Consider the following 15,414-nt stretch of genomic DNA (forward strand, 5'->3'; position numbering starts at 1 on the left):
TTTGCGAAGCCTGTTAGACCGCCATGAATCGAAGCTGCAGGTTGCCGGTCACGAGACATTTCCGTGCCGCTACGGTTGGCTCAAAAAATCCTATGATGCTGTTCGCTCTGAGATCATGACCGAACCCGATGGTAGGCAGCATGCTTTTTCCCCGAACACGGCGATTGCCGATTTCGGCGTGGGGAAAAACATGGTTGCGTCGATGCGGCACTGGGCGCTCGCATGCGGGGTCCTACAACCTGTGGGGGAGCGTCTCGGCCGCCTTGAATTGCTAGAGCCAACGGCTCTCGGCGAGCTCATATTCGGTTCTTCCGACCCCTATCTCGAGCTGCCGTCCTCAGTTTGGATTCTACATTGGAGGTTAGCTGCGCTGCCCGGGCGAGCCACGACTTGGTATTATGCGTTCAATGAATTCAACGATCCCGTCTTCACGAAAGACACGCTCGCAGAGCGCCTATGGACTCGTCTCGATGAACTGCGGGAGACTGGAAAGCTCACAAACAACAGAATCGCAAAGGCGACCGTCGCTCGAGACGCAGAATGCTTGGTGAGAACTTATGTGACCCGCGGTCAGCGCCGGAAAGGCATCGAGGATGGGCTTGAAAGTCCTTTTACGGAACTAGGTCTTCTCACGCCCATGGCCGGTGGAGCGCTTCAATTCCGCCGCGGTCCCAAGCCGACCCTCTCTGATAAGGTATTCGGCTTCGCACTTCTCGAGTTCTGGGCAGGGCAGTTTGGTTCTCGAGGAGCATTGTCGGTGGAGACCATCGCCCACGAACCAGGCTCTCCTGGCCGCGTCTTCTTGCTGGACGAGGATTCGCTGGTTGAAAGACTTGAGCGGATAGAAGACTTTACCGGCGGTATGCTATCTTGGGACGAGGGCGGCGGTCTCCGCCAAGTCACGCGTCGTTTAGCCTTCGATAAGGTAGACCCACTAAGACTCCTGGTCTCGCTGTATGCGCCTTTGGAGAAGGCTGCATGACTGAGTTCCTTTCGAGCCATGTCGCAGTTGCGCGTCGATTCCGGCGCTCAGTTCGACTTAGCGATGACGCTTCTGATGCCGCGACCGGCTTTATATGCACTCTTACCGCTGCCCGAGCGATCGAAACTACAATCAATCACGTAGCTGCACACAAGCACGGGGCCTTCACTTGGACTGGACCGTATGGATGCGGAAAATCGAGTCTTGCTACCGTTCTGGCTGCCGCAGTCGGTCACAACGACGACGACCGTCAGCGCGCACTCGAGGTTTTCCCCTCCGAACTGAAATCGAAGCTCGTCGAGGAGATGCACTTGGCTCAAGGCGGGTGGAGTGTAGTTTCTCTGATGGGCCAGCGTCGCGACGCTTCCGATCTTATCAGAGAGGCCCTTGATGACGCAGGGGTGGGTGGGCGTGGTGATCCCATTTCCCGTCTTGTTGCGCACTCTAAAAAGGGTGTCGGCACCTTGGTTCTCATCGACGAGATGGGGAAGGTGCTTGAGCATGCTGCTTCCGAAAATGGCGACGCCTTCTTTTTTCAGGAGCTAGCGGAGGCGGCTTCGCGCTCGGATGGAAAGCTCATCGTTATCGGTGTGTTGCACCAAGCATTCGATGATTACGCGTATCGCCTTGCTCGGGAGACACGCGACGACTGGTTGAAGATACAGGGCCGGTGGGTCGACATCCCTCTTAATCCTAGCAGTGAGGAACAGGTCGATCTTCTCTCAAAGGCGATCGACTGCGATCTCACCCCGCAAGAGTATATCGGAGTTCCCGCAATTGCTGAATCGCTCGGCGACACATCTGTTGCAGGGTCTATCAGCACAAGGCTCAAAGGTTGCTGGCCACTCGGCCCGGTGGTGGCCTGCCTTTTAGGCCCGCTGTCGCGGCGCCGATTTGGCCAAAACCAACGAAGTCTGTTTGGCTTCCTCACATCCGCCGAACCATACGGCTTCCAAGATTATCTTGAGACAACCAGGACGGTCGACGCAGCACCGTATGATACTGACTGGTTTTGGCGGTATCTCCAAGCCAATCTCGAACCTTCAATCATGGCATCGCCAGATTCGCATCGGTGGTCTCTCGCGCTGGATGCCATCGATCGCTGTGAAACTGCTGGCGTAGAAGCCTCCGCCCTATCCGTCCTTCGTGCGGTGGCGCTCTTGGACATGTTCCGCGAACGATCAGGGCTGGTAGCATCGAAGGATATCCTGGCCGCGGCTTTACCGCAGCTGTCCGCAGGTGAGATATCGACCGCTTTGCAAATCCTGCGGGAAAAAGCCGCCATCATCTACAGGCGACATCTAGACGCTTTCACTCTCTATGCCGGCTCAGACTTTGATATCGAACGAGCGATTGAAGATGCCTATTCTTCGACGGCAAAATGCGACTTTACCAAACTGAAGGGGACAGGTGCGCTGTCGCCAGTTCTCGCGAAGCGAGAATACCACGAGACCGGCGCGATGCGATGGTTCGAGGTGGACATATCGGGTCTGGACGATGCGGGATCGCGCATCCAAGCCTTTGACCAAGATGATGGCGCGGCAGGCCTGTTTCTCCTGCTAATTGACGAAGGAGGAAACTCAAAGACGGCCTTGAAGCGACAGTTGAGCAAGCTCGCTCAAAGCATCGGTGATCGACCGATTGCGATTGGTGTATCCCCGGACAGCTATATGCTGCGAGAGCTAAGCCGCGAACTCATCGCGCTCGAGAAAGTTCAGAATTCGCGTCCCGAGCTGAAGGGAGATGCCGTTGCTCGTCGCGAAGTTGCGAGCCGACTTGCGCGCGTATCAGGCGAACTTGAAGACCGACTCCGCCACGGGTTAACCGCGATATCGTGGCAACTCCCCGACTTGATAAGAGATGAGGTCGCCGAACACGCCGGACCAGCCCGTGACCTCTCAGTCGTGGCGTCTCGTCTCGCGACTGCCATTTTTCCAAAGACGCCTCATATTCCGAACGAGCTAGTGAACAGGGCGAAGCCATCTTCAAATGCCGTTGGTGCAATGCGTGCTCTTATGAACCTCATGATCACAAGCGCTGATGAGCCGCGTTTGGGCATCGAGAAGCATCCTCCCGAGCTTGGCCTTTATGTGTCGCTTCTGGAAAGAACAGGCCTGCACCGTGCTGGATCTAATGGTAAGTTTTCGCTGGCAGAGCCTACGGAAGACTCCGCTGGTCTTCTTCCATTGTGGCAAGCGGCGGACGATGCAGTTTCACAAGCTGGTCCGGATGGGTTGGGCCTCGACGCTATCTTCTCTCTTTGGAATGGGCGCCCGTATGGGCTCAAGGAAGGGCTGCATCCTGTTTTTGGCCTTGCCTATATTCTATCGAGGCGGGAGAAAATCGCCGTATACCTTGATGGCGTTTTTAGCTCGACAATAGGCGATCTGCTTGTTGATCGCCTATTGCAGGACTCTGACAGCATACATCTTCGTTACAGTGAAATTTCAAAGGATGACGCAGCGATCCTTCGAGGCGTTTCGGATGTCCTTATAGATTTGACGGGAGACGAAATCGAGGCAGCTGAACCCCTTACCATCGGGCGACGCTTGGTATCTCTTGTCATGGAAGCGCCTTCATGGGTTAGAAGAACATCGAGACTTTCGGACGATGCTCGAAAAGTCAGAGATCTTGCGATCGCTGCTCACGATCCGAACAAGTTCATGCTCGACGACATACCGGCGATTGTTTCAGGAGGAACGAATTCCGACAGTGTGGTCGACATTATCCGATCGGGTCTCGTTGAGATAACTGCAGCATATGAAAATATGCTTCAGAATCTCGAGAGCATTCTTCTACAGGAATTGCGCGTCGACGATCGAGATGACTTTTCCAAGCTTCATGAGCGCTCGAAAGGTGTGATGGGAGTCACGGGTAATTTCCGCCTTGATGCCTTCGCAACCCGGCTAACCTCCTACGACGGTAGTTTAGAAGTTCTAGAAGGGTTGGCGAGCCTTGCTGCCAATAAACCTCCGCGTGATTGGGTCGATAGAGACGTCGACGCTGCGCGGATCGAGCTGGCGGCACTTGCTCGAGAATTCCTTCGCACAGAAGGATTCGTTTACGTGAATGGCCGCGCCCAGTCCCGGTTCGCGGTTTCACTGTATACATCAGACCCCGAGAGTGCCGGAGTGATCAGTTCGGAACTCGACCTCGATGCCCAGCAATTGAAACAGGCTCGTGCAATTGCGGACACATTGAGAGATTCGATTTCTGAAGGCATCGATCGAGACGTTGCGATTGCAGCTGCTGCTTCGCTGGCCTCTACCCTTGCGACCGAGAAAACAGAGGGTTCTCGACTGCGATCATCAAAAGTGTCGCCAGCAATTCTCGTATCGGAGAGAGAGAAATGAAAATCGAGCGCCACGTCCTGGGACTATCCGGCGGAAAAGATAGCGCGGCACTTGCAGTCCACATGGCTCAAACGCGACCCGACATAGAGGTCGAATATTTTTTTACCGATACCGGGAAAGAGTTGCCCGAGGTTTACGAGTATCTTGGCAGACTTGAAGGTTTCCTTGGCAAGCCGATTGCAAGGTTGAACCCCGATCGCGATTTCGACTTTTGGCTACGACAATACAAGTCGTTCCTACCCAGCCCTCGCACTCGCTGGTGCACTCGCCAGCTAAAAATTCGGCCCTTCGAGCAATGGCTATGGCCCTCTCTCGATGCCGGAGAAAAGATAATAAGCTACGTGGCAATTCGGTCCGATGAGAATTATCGTGAAGGCTACTCCTCTACACATCCGAACCTTTCCGTTTCGCTGCCCTTCCGAGAGCACGGCATTGATAAAGCGGGAGTAACGGACATACTGGAAGCGAGCGGCCTCGGCCTTCCAACCTATTACGATTGGCGATCTCGTTCTGGCTGCACCTTCTGTTTTTTCCAGCAAAAAATTGAATGGGTGCGTCTGATGGAACGTCATCCGGAAAGCTTCGAAGAAGCGAAGTCTTACGAGAAAAGTGCGCTTGAGCATGGTTCACCATTCACTTGGAGCGCTGGGGAATCTCTGGAAGAGCTTTCGAAGCCAGAGCGGGTTAACCAGATACGTCGCGAACACAAGAAACGGATCGAACGAGCGAAAGCGCGCAGGGTGCGCAATCCTTTAAGGCCGGATGACGAAGGGATCGATATCGACGAGTTATATGGCCAAGCGAAGGCGTGCCTTGCTTGCCATAAATAACTTTATGTGCGGTTTTTCGAGCTACTTGACGTTGTCGCTTATACTGATGACGATGTGAGATTGGTGATCTGAATGGCCCTTGTGAGCCATCGATGTAGATTTGGTTGAGGGGCTCCATCAGTGAAAATCAAACATACCCGCAAGTCGGTTGCGGCTCTGCACGGCGAAAAAGAGAATATCGACCTTTCGCCAATGTGGCAGCGGGGAGTTGCTTGGACGCCGCATAAGCAAGTTCTACTGATAGATTCGATTTTGCGGGGAATGGATATCCCGAAAATCTATTTCCGCGCGAACACAAGGGATGCGCTACGGTTCGACGTGGTTGACGGCCAACAGCGCCTTCGCGCGATCTGGGGTTTCGTAGAAGGTGAGTTTCCGTTGCGCTCATCGCAGACACTTGCCCCAATCGAAGGTGAAGAAGTTCAGAACAAATTTTTTTCCGAGCTTTCGGATAAGCTTCGAAGACGGCTTCGGCGCTTCAAAATCTCTCTTGCGACAATTTCAGAGACGCCGACACAGGACATTACCCTTTTGTTTGCTCGGCTTCAGCTCGCAGCCCCGTTGAATTCAGCGGAGCTACGAAACGCGATTCTCTGCAAAATGCGACATGAGGTAGATGCGACGGCTTTGACCCACCGGTTTTTCGATGAATGTCGTATTCCGTCTAGGCGGATGAAGCATCAAGATTATACTGCCCATGTCTACGCTTTGGCGCACAATGGAACCGAGCGAGATCTCAAGGCTCCTGATTTACGTGATCTGTATGTCGATTCTACTGACATGGCGCCAGCGGAGGTGGCAGCACTTTCTGCTCGCGTTGCAGAAGCATTAGAAGTTCTTGCCGATGTAAACGAGGCAACAAATTACCGCATCAAACAGAAGTGGATTTTCTGTGATCTGGTATATTTTATCCTGACCACGCTTGGAGCGGGCCAGAACATTGACGCGGATGAACTTTCTGAACTGTATGTTGATTTTGATAGTCGAAGATTGGAATTTAATCGCACGCCGGAAGAGTTGTTAGAAGGCACGCCTGACCAAGATGATGAGGATCTTTACAATTACATCCAAGCCTTTCGCGTCGAGGGTGGCAAGCGTGAGAACGTGCGCGTGCGTTCGGCGGTCGTTGCGAGAGCAATGGAGGGCTCCGTAGTATGACTTTCGATCCAAGCGCTCTCCCCAAAAGCCTAATCGAGGCATACCAGCAGGGCCGTTGTGCCGTTTTTGTTGGAGCGGGCGCATCTCAAGCATCTGGCCTTCCCGGTTGGGATGATTTTCTCACAATACTCATCGACCGCTGCATCAAAGACAATCGCCTGACGGAAGAGGCTGCTGCAGATTACAAGGCGCTCGTTGGTAAAGACGGCAAGCAGCTTCGCTTGGCGAGCGCTCTCAAGGACAAGCTCGGAGAGACCTGGGACGAGGTGATCTTGGACACGTTCCACGAGAACGAGAAGGAACCTTCGCATGTGCACAAAGTTCTTCCTGCCCTCGAACGCCTGGCAATGGTCATAACGACCAACTACGACTCACTTATCGAGCAGGCATACACGCAAGCACTAGGACGTAGGCCAAGTGTTCTCAACTTCAACGACGGTGGAGAAATCAGGCGGCTGATGCACCGTCGAAAGTTCTTTGTGCTGAAAGCTCATGGAGATGCGGAAAAGCCTGGGAACGGGATCATTCTTACTGTGTCCGATTATCGCAGGCTGGCCTCTGAGCGCGCATATCAAAGCCTGCTGGCTTCGATCTTCACTTTGAACACTATCTTTTTCGTGGGCGTCTCGCTCGTTGATCCGGAGCTGACCGTTCTTCTCGATTACCTATCCGATACCTTTGAGCCGGGTGGTCGTCCGACCCACTACGCTCTTATACCGGCCGATGAAATGAATCAGGTCGAGCAAGATCGTTGGCTAAAGGACTACCTCATTCAGGTAATCCCCATTTCATCCGAGAACAATTTTGAGCAAGTGCCGCAAGCGCTCGAAGCATTGGCAAAGGCACCGGAAACGGGGGAATGATCTCGACAGCAAACTATGCGGGCACCGCCCCGGGGGAGAAATTGCTGAATGTTCTCTCAGCCCTGACCCGGCAAGATCTGAAATCGATTATCGGTCCAGAGGTCGTGGAACTCGTTGGCGACACCCGGACAGAGAGCAAGCTGGCCGAAACAGTTGTTTCGATACTGAAGCAGGATCCGCGACAGTTAGCCGATAGGTCATTGTCGCAACTTCTTTTCCGTAATCTACCTCACGAAAAGAAGGTTGAATTTGAGCAGCGTGCCAGTTTGGCCGGCATTCCCCCAGCTGATGATGTCGGGCGCGCTCGCCAGTTGGCGGCATTTCTCGGTGCGCCGATCGACGATGACCAAAGTCTCGAAAGAACGGAGCCTAGCTCATCCGTCCGTCCAGAGTTTGGTCTTTTCGAACATCAGCGATCTGTCGTGAGGAGGACGGAACGCCGCTTATCAGGGGGTCATGGACGCACATTGATTCACATGCCCACCGGATCGGGCAAAACACGAACTGCGATGCATTTTGTGGCGCAAACGCTTTTGAAAAACGAGCCCTGTCTTGTCCTTTGGCTGGCGAGCGGGCGTGAGCTTCTGGAGCAGGCATCCGAAGCTTTTGCAAAAGCGTGGTCAGTTCTCGGAAATCGAGAAGTGGGAAACTATCGATTTTGGGGTAATCACCAACCTGACGTCGACGCAATCAATGATGGTCTGCTCGTTGCTGGTTTCCAAAAGATGCATCATTGGCGGACGACCCATGATCTTATGGCTATGCGGCTAGCATCGCGGACCCATCTTGTCGTCGTAGACGAAGCACATCAGGCTATCGCGCCATCCTATAGAGCCGTAATTGAGGGCTTGGCGGAAGCGGGGCAGCACAACGCGCTTCTTGGCTTAACTGCAACTCCTGGCAGGACTTGGAACGACTTGGGTGCCGACGAGCAGCTTGCTGAGTTTTTTCACGAGAGCAAGGTCGTTCTGGAAGTGAAAGGCTGTGACAACCCCGTCGAGCATCTTATTGCGGAGGGCTATCTCGCAAAACCGACCTTCCGACGAATAGAATATTCCACGGCCGAAGATTCAAGCGAGCTGACATTAGGTCAGGACGACTTCGATGAGGATGAGCTCGAGCGTCTTGCGGTGGACAAGGATAGAAATCTTGCAATCCTCAGTGCTGTTCGAGAACTGGTCGATCGTGGGCACAGTCGTATCATCCTTTTTGGCGCATCGGTTAAACACGCGGACTTACTTTCTCGCGCGCTCAATATCGAGGGTATCGAATCTGCGATCGTGACCGGTGAAACACCATCGGCGCAAAGGCGTCGCACGATCGAGAAATACAAGAAGCGTTCGGCTAACCCGATTGTGCTCTGCAACTTTGGAGTTCTGACAACGGGTTTCGATGCGCCTGCAACAAGCGCAGCAATTATCGCGCGGCCGACACGGTCACTGGTTCTTTTTAGCCAGATGGTCGGGCGCGCGACGCGCGGACTGAAGGCCGGCGGTAACGAAAAAAGCGAGGTGCTCACCGTCCACGACCCATCTTGCCCCGGGTTCGGCGATATTGCTGAAGCATTTTTCAACTGGGAGGACGTGTGGAGTGAGTGACGCAACCGATGTCTATGCAGCAGATGTCATTCCGCAAAACCTCGCGATCGAGGCGATGCGAGACAGCGGTTACCGCAATACCGCATATGCGATAGCCGAACTCGTCGATAATTCTGTTCAGGCCCAGGCGCAGGATGTCCAACTGTTCTGCGTAGAGGAGTTGGTGCAGCTAGAGCACCGCCAAAGGCGGCAGCTTTCAAAAATCGCGGTGCTCGACGATGGCATCGGTATGGACGCTGAAACGCTTAGAAAGGCTCTACAATTTGGCAACGGAACTCGCCTGAAGGACCGGTCCGGTATCGGACGTTTCGGCATGGGCCTCCCAAACTCATCGATCGCGCAGGCTTCTCGGTTGGACGTATGGACCTGGCGAAACGGCCCCGAGAACGCGCTCCATACCTATATTGATGTGGAGGAAATTGCGCATGGTTCACTTCGTGAGGTTCCTCTCCCTCAAGCCGACGCGCTTCCGGTAGAATGGCAAAATCTATCAACAGCTATTGGTGACACAGGAACGCTGGTGCTTTGGTCGGATCTTAGCATGGGGCGGCTTACTTGGAAGGGCGCCAAGGCAACATTACGCAACACATCGTTGCTGATCGGGCGGACCCATCGCAATTTCATCCACGACAGCTCGCTTCGCGTTCGGATGGTAACAGTGCTGGATGACGACGTTGAGGAGGAATTTGATGTTCCAATCAACGATCCCATGTATCTCATGCCCTCTCCCAACCTGCCTCCTCCGTTCGACAAAGAACCGATGTTCGAACAGGCGTTGACCGAAGACGTGATCATCGTTCTGAACGGAGAAGAGCACACCGTATCCACGCGTTACTCGGTGGCGCGCCCCGCTACAGTCGAGCAAGCGAATAATGACCGTGGTAAAACTGCCTATGGGCGAGACGCTGACCGCAACATGGGGGTTTCGGTCATGCGGGCAGGACGCGAGCTGATCCTCGATCGCTCTTGGACCATTCGGTATGATCCACGCGAGCGCTGGTGGGGCTGTGAAGTGGAATTTCCGCCTGAACTCGACGAAATTTTTGGTGTCACGAATAACAAGCAGGCGGCGACGCACTTCACCGAACTCGCCGAACTCGAGTGGTCTGACTTTCTCGAAGGTGGTGAGACGACCATACAAGAGGTGAAGGACCGGCTCGACGAAGAAGGCGATCCGCGTGGTGTGCTCCTGAACCTTAGCGAAACGATCAAGAGAAACCTCAAGCAGCTACGCGAGAAGGTGAAAGCACAGGGCAAAGGTAATCGCGGCGGAAGCAAGCAGCGCCACCCCGAGGGCGATCCCACTGACAAGGCGAATGAAAAATGGAAAGACCGAGACAGGGAGAAGCCACTTCCAGATACTGATGAAAAGCCCTCTGATGACGATGTAAAAAATCTCGATGAAGACCTTCAGGAGGATGGTCGCACCGATGCAGAGCGCGAAGACCTCATCGCTCGCGTCAAATCGGGTGATCTCAAGATCCTCTTCGTGGACAAAGAGCTTGGAAGCTCTGGCGAGCTGTTCACGATCCGGCCGCGAGGGGGGGCTACGGAGGTTGTCTTCAACCGCTTGCATCCGGCGTTCGAGACAATTTTCGATACCATTTCGATGGACGAGGATCTTGATTCAATGTCGACGACTGACCTGCAAAACCGTCTAGGAGCGGCGAGCAGTGCCGTTCACATACTCTTTGCCGCTTGGGCGCGGATGGAGAGGGAAGACGCAGCTAATCAGCGCACTTACGAAAGGGTGCGAGAAGATTGGGGCAAACTAGCACGCGACTTCTTAGAAGACTCTGATCGGTGAGAGGCGCTGTGGGGTCGCAAGGCGATGAACTTCTGATGCTTTTGGCGAATGCAAAACGAGAAATTTTGCTTTGCGCGCCGTTTATGAAGTTTCACACCGTGCGACGCTTGCTCGAAACCGTTGAGGTCTCAGTCCACGTAAAAATGATCACACGCTGGCATGCTGACGAGGTTCGCCTAGGAGTGACCGACTTGGCGGTATTCGATATTGCACAAGAGCGGCCCGACACCGAATTGCTTTTGCTCGATAACCTCCATGCTAAGCTTTATCTCGCTGACGACGTTGGTCTCGTAGGGTCATCAAACCTTACTGCGAAAGCTCTTGGATGGACGCATCCCAGCAATCTGGAGATCCTTCTCAGAGTTGGAAAAGATACCGAGCAGATTACGCGTTGCTTGTCCGATCTTGAAAGCGCCAGGTTGGCAACCGCTGAGGAGCGCACCCGGGTTGAGGCGGAGGCAGCAGCTATCAAGGATATTCCCATTGGAATGGCAGAGGATCTCGAAGACGGGGCAAAACCAGGCCTCTGGCTACCCGTCATGGCCGCTCCGAAAAAGCTTTACGATGCCTACAGCCCAGAACTGCAATCGAGACTACCTTCTGCGCTGATCGCGGCAGCCGAGCAGGACCTTACGGCGCTTGCGGTCCCATCGGGTCTGAGCCGTGAGGATTTTGAACAGCAGGTTGCTCTTCGTTTTGCAGAGGCCCCCGCCATCAAATCGTTGCTGAACGAAATTGAGGGTGACGAGCTCGATGACAACGCTGCTATGGATCGAATTGCCTCTATGCCGACCGATGAGATCTTGCCGTTACATCGTCAATGGGAGGTCGTTCGGGAATGGCTAAATACCTTCCACGGAGACCGCATCGAAAGCGTGCCGGCGATCTACACTACGCGGCGACGGCCAGGAAAAAAGTTACGCTGACCGCGAGGGCGGTTTCACTCCCATGGGCTTCTTGAAAGACGGCCGAGGGAGGGCTCGTATGTCGGTGCGCCAAATTGCGACCTCAAACAGCATCGTCCTCACACTAGCGAACGGCGTGCCACAGTAGACAATAGAGACGTCGACGTCGGTCGTCATGTTAAGGCCGGAAGCTATGACAATTTCGGCCAGCTCCTCCGGATCAGTCGAGCAAATTCGTTTTCCCAGCGCTCCGAGCTCTCCTTTGATCTCGTAATACATTTATACCTCCGCAAAAATTTTTGCTTTCCCGTAACTTACAGCGGCCAGGTTACGGTGGCTGCATAATTCTTATCTCTCGCTCGGATGTTCAGCCGGGCGCCCTTGTGCCTGAGGTAACGGCGCAGGATCGCGACACCCTGACCCTCGTGCGTTTGTTCGCTCGCTGGAATCCCGGCCTGGTTTCGCACCGCGAAAATCAGGCGGTTTTCCTTCTTCCTCACCGAAACATGTATGACCCCTTCACTCACGTGCTTGAGGGCGTTCACGAGCAGCTCGTTGACGACTGGCAGGAAGTCTGCAGCCTCCCGCGTATCGAGAGTGACCGGACTTGTTTTGACGCGAATGGTCACGTCGGGACCGCTGAACCGGGATCGGATAAGAAGGACCCCGATGTTGAGGATGCCCTCGACAACCTGAAAGCGCGGACCGTGGGGTTCGATGAGGAACCGTGCCAGCTTGGCCTGGGCTTCGATCCGCTCGATTGCCTCCGCGATGAGCTGATCACTGTCTCCACGCGCCTTTGCGATCTGAAGACTGGCAAGGGTGGCGGCGAGCTCGTTTGCGAAACGATGGCGAAGCTCGTGCAGAGCGACGGGTGCGGGAATATCCGAACCGCCCCGCATCTGCCTCTGACAATTGCATGACATGACCATCTCCTTTCGGAAGTGTATACTAATTAGTATACGTAAGGTCAAGCTTCAGTTGTCGTAAGGTCGATTTCGCAATTCGATTTCCGAAGTGTCGACGCCCTGGAGCAGATCGGAGAGCGTGAGGTTCAGCGCAACAGCAAGCCTTGCCAGATTGCGAACACTGGGGATCGTCTCGGCATGCTCGACGCGCCAGAGGTAGGCGCGTGCCATTCCGGCCAGCTTCGCAAGTTCGGCCATGCCGAGTCCGGCGGCTTCCCTGCGCTTCACGATCGCCGCCGCCAGCGACGTGGCAAGAGCGTCCTTCCCGGGCTTCTGCGACTCGTTGCTGCTCATGGCGCCTGTCTACCGATTGGTGATGAGCAAGTCGATTTTGCTACGGTGGATATCGACGGGCGAGCGTCTTTCTTGCGTCCGGCTATTCCTTGGCTTTACTGTGGCTCGATCTGATTTTTGGGGCAGTCTGATGGGAAGAGTTCTTGCGGCGGCGGTATCAGCACTGATGCTTGGAGCGTGCGCTTCCATTCCAGACGCCACGATGACCTACTATCACGCCGAGACCATGATGGATGCCCGCGTGACTGCGATCGTATCCTGTCCCGAGGGCGGTCGGGTTCATGTGTCTCTTGTCCCAGTCATCGAGACTTCGCACCGCGCTGATCTCGATTCCCGAGGATACTTCGAAACGGGAAGTGTCACAGGTCCCGGAAACGACAACACCCTAGGTTTCCAGTTCTTTGGTGACGGTCGCTTGAAAGGTGTGAACGCCTCATCCAAGGGTCGTGGTCAGGCAATCGTCGAGGCGGCCCTCGAGATCCTTCCGATCCCGGGCATCAAGGACCAGCGGGAACCCGACGCTTGCGCCTTCATCGCTCGTGAGGACCCCAAGAGTCGCACCGTGACTGTCGTTCTAACCGCGTCGTTGATCCCCCAGACCGACCCGCCCGCATCAGCGAGCTTCAATCCATTGCCGACCTCCAGGATGCACTATGAGGAGCTCGAATCCAGCATTGGCGCTCTCGTCCTTGCATTGAGCGACGTCAGAGCACTCGATGCGCCGGTTCGTGCAGGTTCACTCGGGGAAGCTGGCGCAATGCACGAGCGTGCCGTTCTGCCTTGTCCGACAGGTGAAGCCTGTCTCGAACTACGCCATCCGGCAATGGTTTCGGCGACAATCAGACGGGATGGTGAGGACCTGTCATCATCGCGCATCCTGGTCTCGCAACTAGGATCGACCTACGGTGTCCCGGTCCCGAAAGGGGCTCTGTTCGGCAACACCGAGTTCGTGCTTGCTCTCGACGAGAGCGGGACCCTCACGAACCTGACATATGGCGCGACTGATGGCTCATCCTCCGCTCTCGGTGCCCTCGCCTCGACCGGTGACGCTCTGGTTCAGTCTGACGAGGAAAGGCTTGCGGCACTGAAGCTGGAGAGTGACCTCATCGTTCAGGAGCAGAGGCGAGCGGCCTGCCGAACAAATCCCCAATCCTGTCAATGATCGCTCGATTCCAGCAGGTTCAGGCAACCGCGTCGCACAACTTCCTGTAGATCGCCACCATGGCTTCGGTATCGAGCCTACAGTAGCCGAGAAGCTGGCGACGCAGTTCGGTCACCTGCTCGTGGCTTGTGCTCTCGACCATCTCTCTGAAAGCGAGGATTGCACCGGTTCCATCATGCACCGCCTCCTCGTCATACGAGAGCTCCGGACAGAGGACCGGCAGCACACGCTTGATCGACGTCGACCCCCGGAAGTCCGGATGCACGTAGTGCGCCTTGAACGGCTTCATCAGATCGACGGTGCGCTCATTGAGCGAAAACAGGAATTCCTCGTGCTGGGGTAGCAATGCAGCCATGCGGCGGTTGCAGGCTTTCTCGAAGGTCTCGTTCCACACGATCATCGACCCGGAACTCGCGACACAGGCCTTCAGAGCTTCGACCAGCTGCGCCTCCTGCCCATGCCCGTGTGCAAGAAATTCGTGATGCTGGGTGCTCCCGTCCTCGTGCACGACATGGCAGGAAAACTGGGTTGGGATCTGCTGATGCGGTCCATGGCCCTCGGCTTGGGGGATCGCTCCCCCTGCAGTCTCGTAGTCGTAGAAGTGCAGCGGAAATTCGAGTTCGCCGAGGAATTTCCTGATGGCCTTTGCATCAACGATGCATTCACCAGACCGCAATGCTCGAAGCACAGGGAGCTGGCTTGCGGTCACATCCTCCTCGACCACGTCCTCGATGTCCAGGCGCCCGTCATCGACAAGAGCGGCAAGCCGGGCACCGTGCATCCTCGGTAGATCGTAGACAGACGGATCCGGCACCTCGGGATTGAGTTGATCGAAGCCCGAACATCGCTGCGCCTTCGACTTGTAGACGCAATCGCAACCATCGAGATCGACATCAGTGGCCGCCAGCGTGTTCATTGCGCGGTCGATGGCCGTCTCGGTATCATGTCTGATCTGCTCGATATCCTCGTCGACCGGAGTGATGGTCAGGAACGCTTCCGGGTCCAGCTGTCCGTCAAGTCGATAGTTCTTTTCGACGTGCACGACAAAGGAAGCGGCAACCCGGTGGCCACTGCGCTCGGCGACGATCCGCTGAAACGCAGCGTCCTGAATGTGATCGTTCGCAGATGTCGACGACTTAATCTCGTAGATCTCGATCCTGCCATCTTCCAGACGGCGCACCGCGTCGGCACGCGCCAGACATCCATCGCTCGCAAAATCGAACTGGAAATCGAAGGCCTCACTGTCAATTCCTGCACCGAGCATGTCCCTCGCCGCGGCTTCGACGGCGTATCCATCCATCATCAACAGGCGATCGAACTCGCTGGGTGCCGGTGCCACGTAAAGATCAGGTCGCCTCCGCGCGAGCCAGAAACTGGTTGGGCAATGAAGGAAGTCGAGAAAGCCGGACTTGGTCAGTATCTGTGTCGTATCCTTCATGACGGCGCCCCCTTGGTCGATCCTCACTTACCCGGCGGGAACCGGATCTCCAAGTA

The 15,414-nt window shown here is 55.3% G+C and carries 12 protein-coding genes; 9 read left to right on the forward strand and 3 right to left on the reverse strand.

Features of this window, described 5'->3' with window-relative positions; translation table 11 throughout:
• Position 1 precedes the first annotated feature (1 nt).
• The 8 genes from E3U23_RS07490 to E3U23_RS07525 all read left to right on the forward strand — a co-directional run bounded on the left by E3U23_RS07490 (position 2) and on the right by E3U23_RS07525 (position 11,517).
• Positions 2–982, forward strand: a complete 981-nt coding sequence (locus E3U23_RS07490; RefSeq protein ID WP_279350609.1) for a DUF4007 family protein — start codon at positions 2–4, stop codon at positions 980–982.
• Positions 979–4,335 (forward strand): hypothetical protein, encoded by a 3,357-nt coding sequence (locus E3U23_RS07495; protein ID WP_279350610.1) that lies wholly within the window; start codon positions 979–981, stop codon positions 4,333–4,335. The genes E3U23_RS07490 and E3U23_RS07495 overlap by 4 nt, the downstream gene beginning before the upstream one ends.
• Positions 4,332–5,165: a phosphoadenosine phosphosulfate reductase family protein gene (locus E3U23_RS07500; RefSeq protein ID WP_279350611.1), complete on the forward strand. Its 834-nt coding sequence runs from the start codon at positions 4,332–4,334 to the stop codon at positions 5,163–5,165. Before E3U23_RS07495 ends, E3U23_RS07500 begins: the two co-directional genes overlap by 4 nt.
• A 120-nt stretch (positions 5,166–5,285) precedes the next feature.
• Positions 5,286–6,323 (forward strand): DUF262 domain-containing protein, encoded by a 1,038-nt coding sequence (locus tag E3U23_RS07505; RefSeq protein WP_279350612.1) that lies wholly within the window; start codon positions 5,286–5,288, stop codon positions 6,321–6,323.
• The gene (locus tag E3U23_RS07510) at positions 6,320–7,186 is read left to right on the forward strand and encodes an SIR2 family protein (protein WP_279350613.1); all 867 of its coding nucleotides are present in this window, start codon (positions 6,320–6,322) and stop codon (positions 7,184–7,186) included. The genes E3U23_RS07505 and E3U23_RS07510 overlap by 4 nt, the downstream gene beginning before the upstream one ends.
• Positions 7,183–8,784 carry a DEAD/DEAH box helicase gene (locus E3U23_RS07515; RefSeq protein WP_279350614.1) on the forward strand — a complete coding sequence of 534 codons (1,602 nt, stop codon included), beginning with the start codon at positions 7,183–7,185 and terminating at the stop codon, positions 8,782–8,784. The genes E3U23_RS07510 and E3U23_RS07515 overlap by 4 nt, the downstream gene beginning before the upstream one ends.
• On the forward strand, positions 8,777–10,591 hold the full coding sequence (locus tag E3U23_RS07520; RefSeq protein ID WP_279350615.1) for an ATP-binding protein: 1,815 nt from the start codon (positions 8,777–8,779) through the stop codon (positions 10,589–10,591). Before E3U23_RS07515 ends, E3U23_RS07520 begins: the two co-directional genes overlap by 8 nt.
• 35 nt (positions 10,592–10,626) lie before the next feature.
• A complete protein-coding gene (locus E3U23_RS07525) occupies positions 10,627–11,517 on the forward strand; it encodes a phospholipase D family protein (protein ID WP_279350616.1) in 891 nt (296 codons plus the stop codon).
• Between the two features lie 293 nt (positions 11,518–11,810).
• Here E3U23_RS07525 and E3U23_RS07530 read toward each other — a convergent pair whose 3' ends face one another.
• Both E3U23_RS07530 and E3U23_RS07535 read right to left on the reverse strand, forming a co-directional pair.
• Entirely contained in the window at positions 11,811–12,422 is a 612-nt protein-coding gene (locus E3U23_RS07530; protein ID WP_279350617.1) for a hypothetical protein, read from the reverse strand.
• Positions 12,423–12,473: 51 nt separating this feature from the next.
• Entirely contained in the window at positions 12,474–12,758 is a 285-nt protein-coding gene (locus E3U23_RS07535) for a helix-turn-helix domain-containing protein (RefSeq protein WP_279350618.1), read from the reverse strand.
• Positions 12,759–12,888: 130 nt separating this feature from the next.
• On the opposite strand from E3U23_RS07535, the gene E3U23_RS07540 reads away from it, so the two are divergent.
• Positions 12,889–13,920: a hypothetical protein gene (locus E3U23_RS07540; RefSeq protein WP_279350619.1), complete on the forward strand. Its 1,032-nt coding sequence runs from the start codon at positions 12,889–12,891 to the stop codon at positions 13,918–13,920.
• A gap of 19 nt (positions 13,921–13,939) precedes the next feature.
• Here E3U23_RS07540 and E3U23_RS07545 read toward each other — a convergent pair whose 3' ends face one another.
• Complete coding sequence (locus E3U23_RS07545) at positions 13,940–15,358, reverse strand: DUF2779 domain-containing protein (RefSeq protein ID WP_279350620.1); 1,419 nt, start codon at positions 15,356–15,358, stop codon at positions 13,940–13,942.
• Positions 15,359–15,414 lie beyond the last annotated feature (56 nt).

The organism is Erythrobacter litoralis, assembly GCF_029760855.1.
Classification (GTDB): domain Bacteria; phylum Pseudomonadota; class Alphaproteobacteria; order Sphingomonadales; family Sphingomonadaceae; genus Qipengyuania; species Qipengyuania litoralis_A.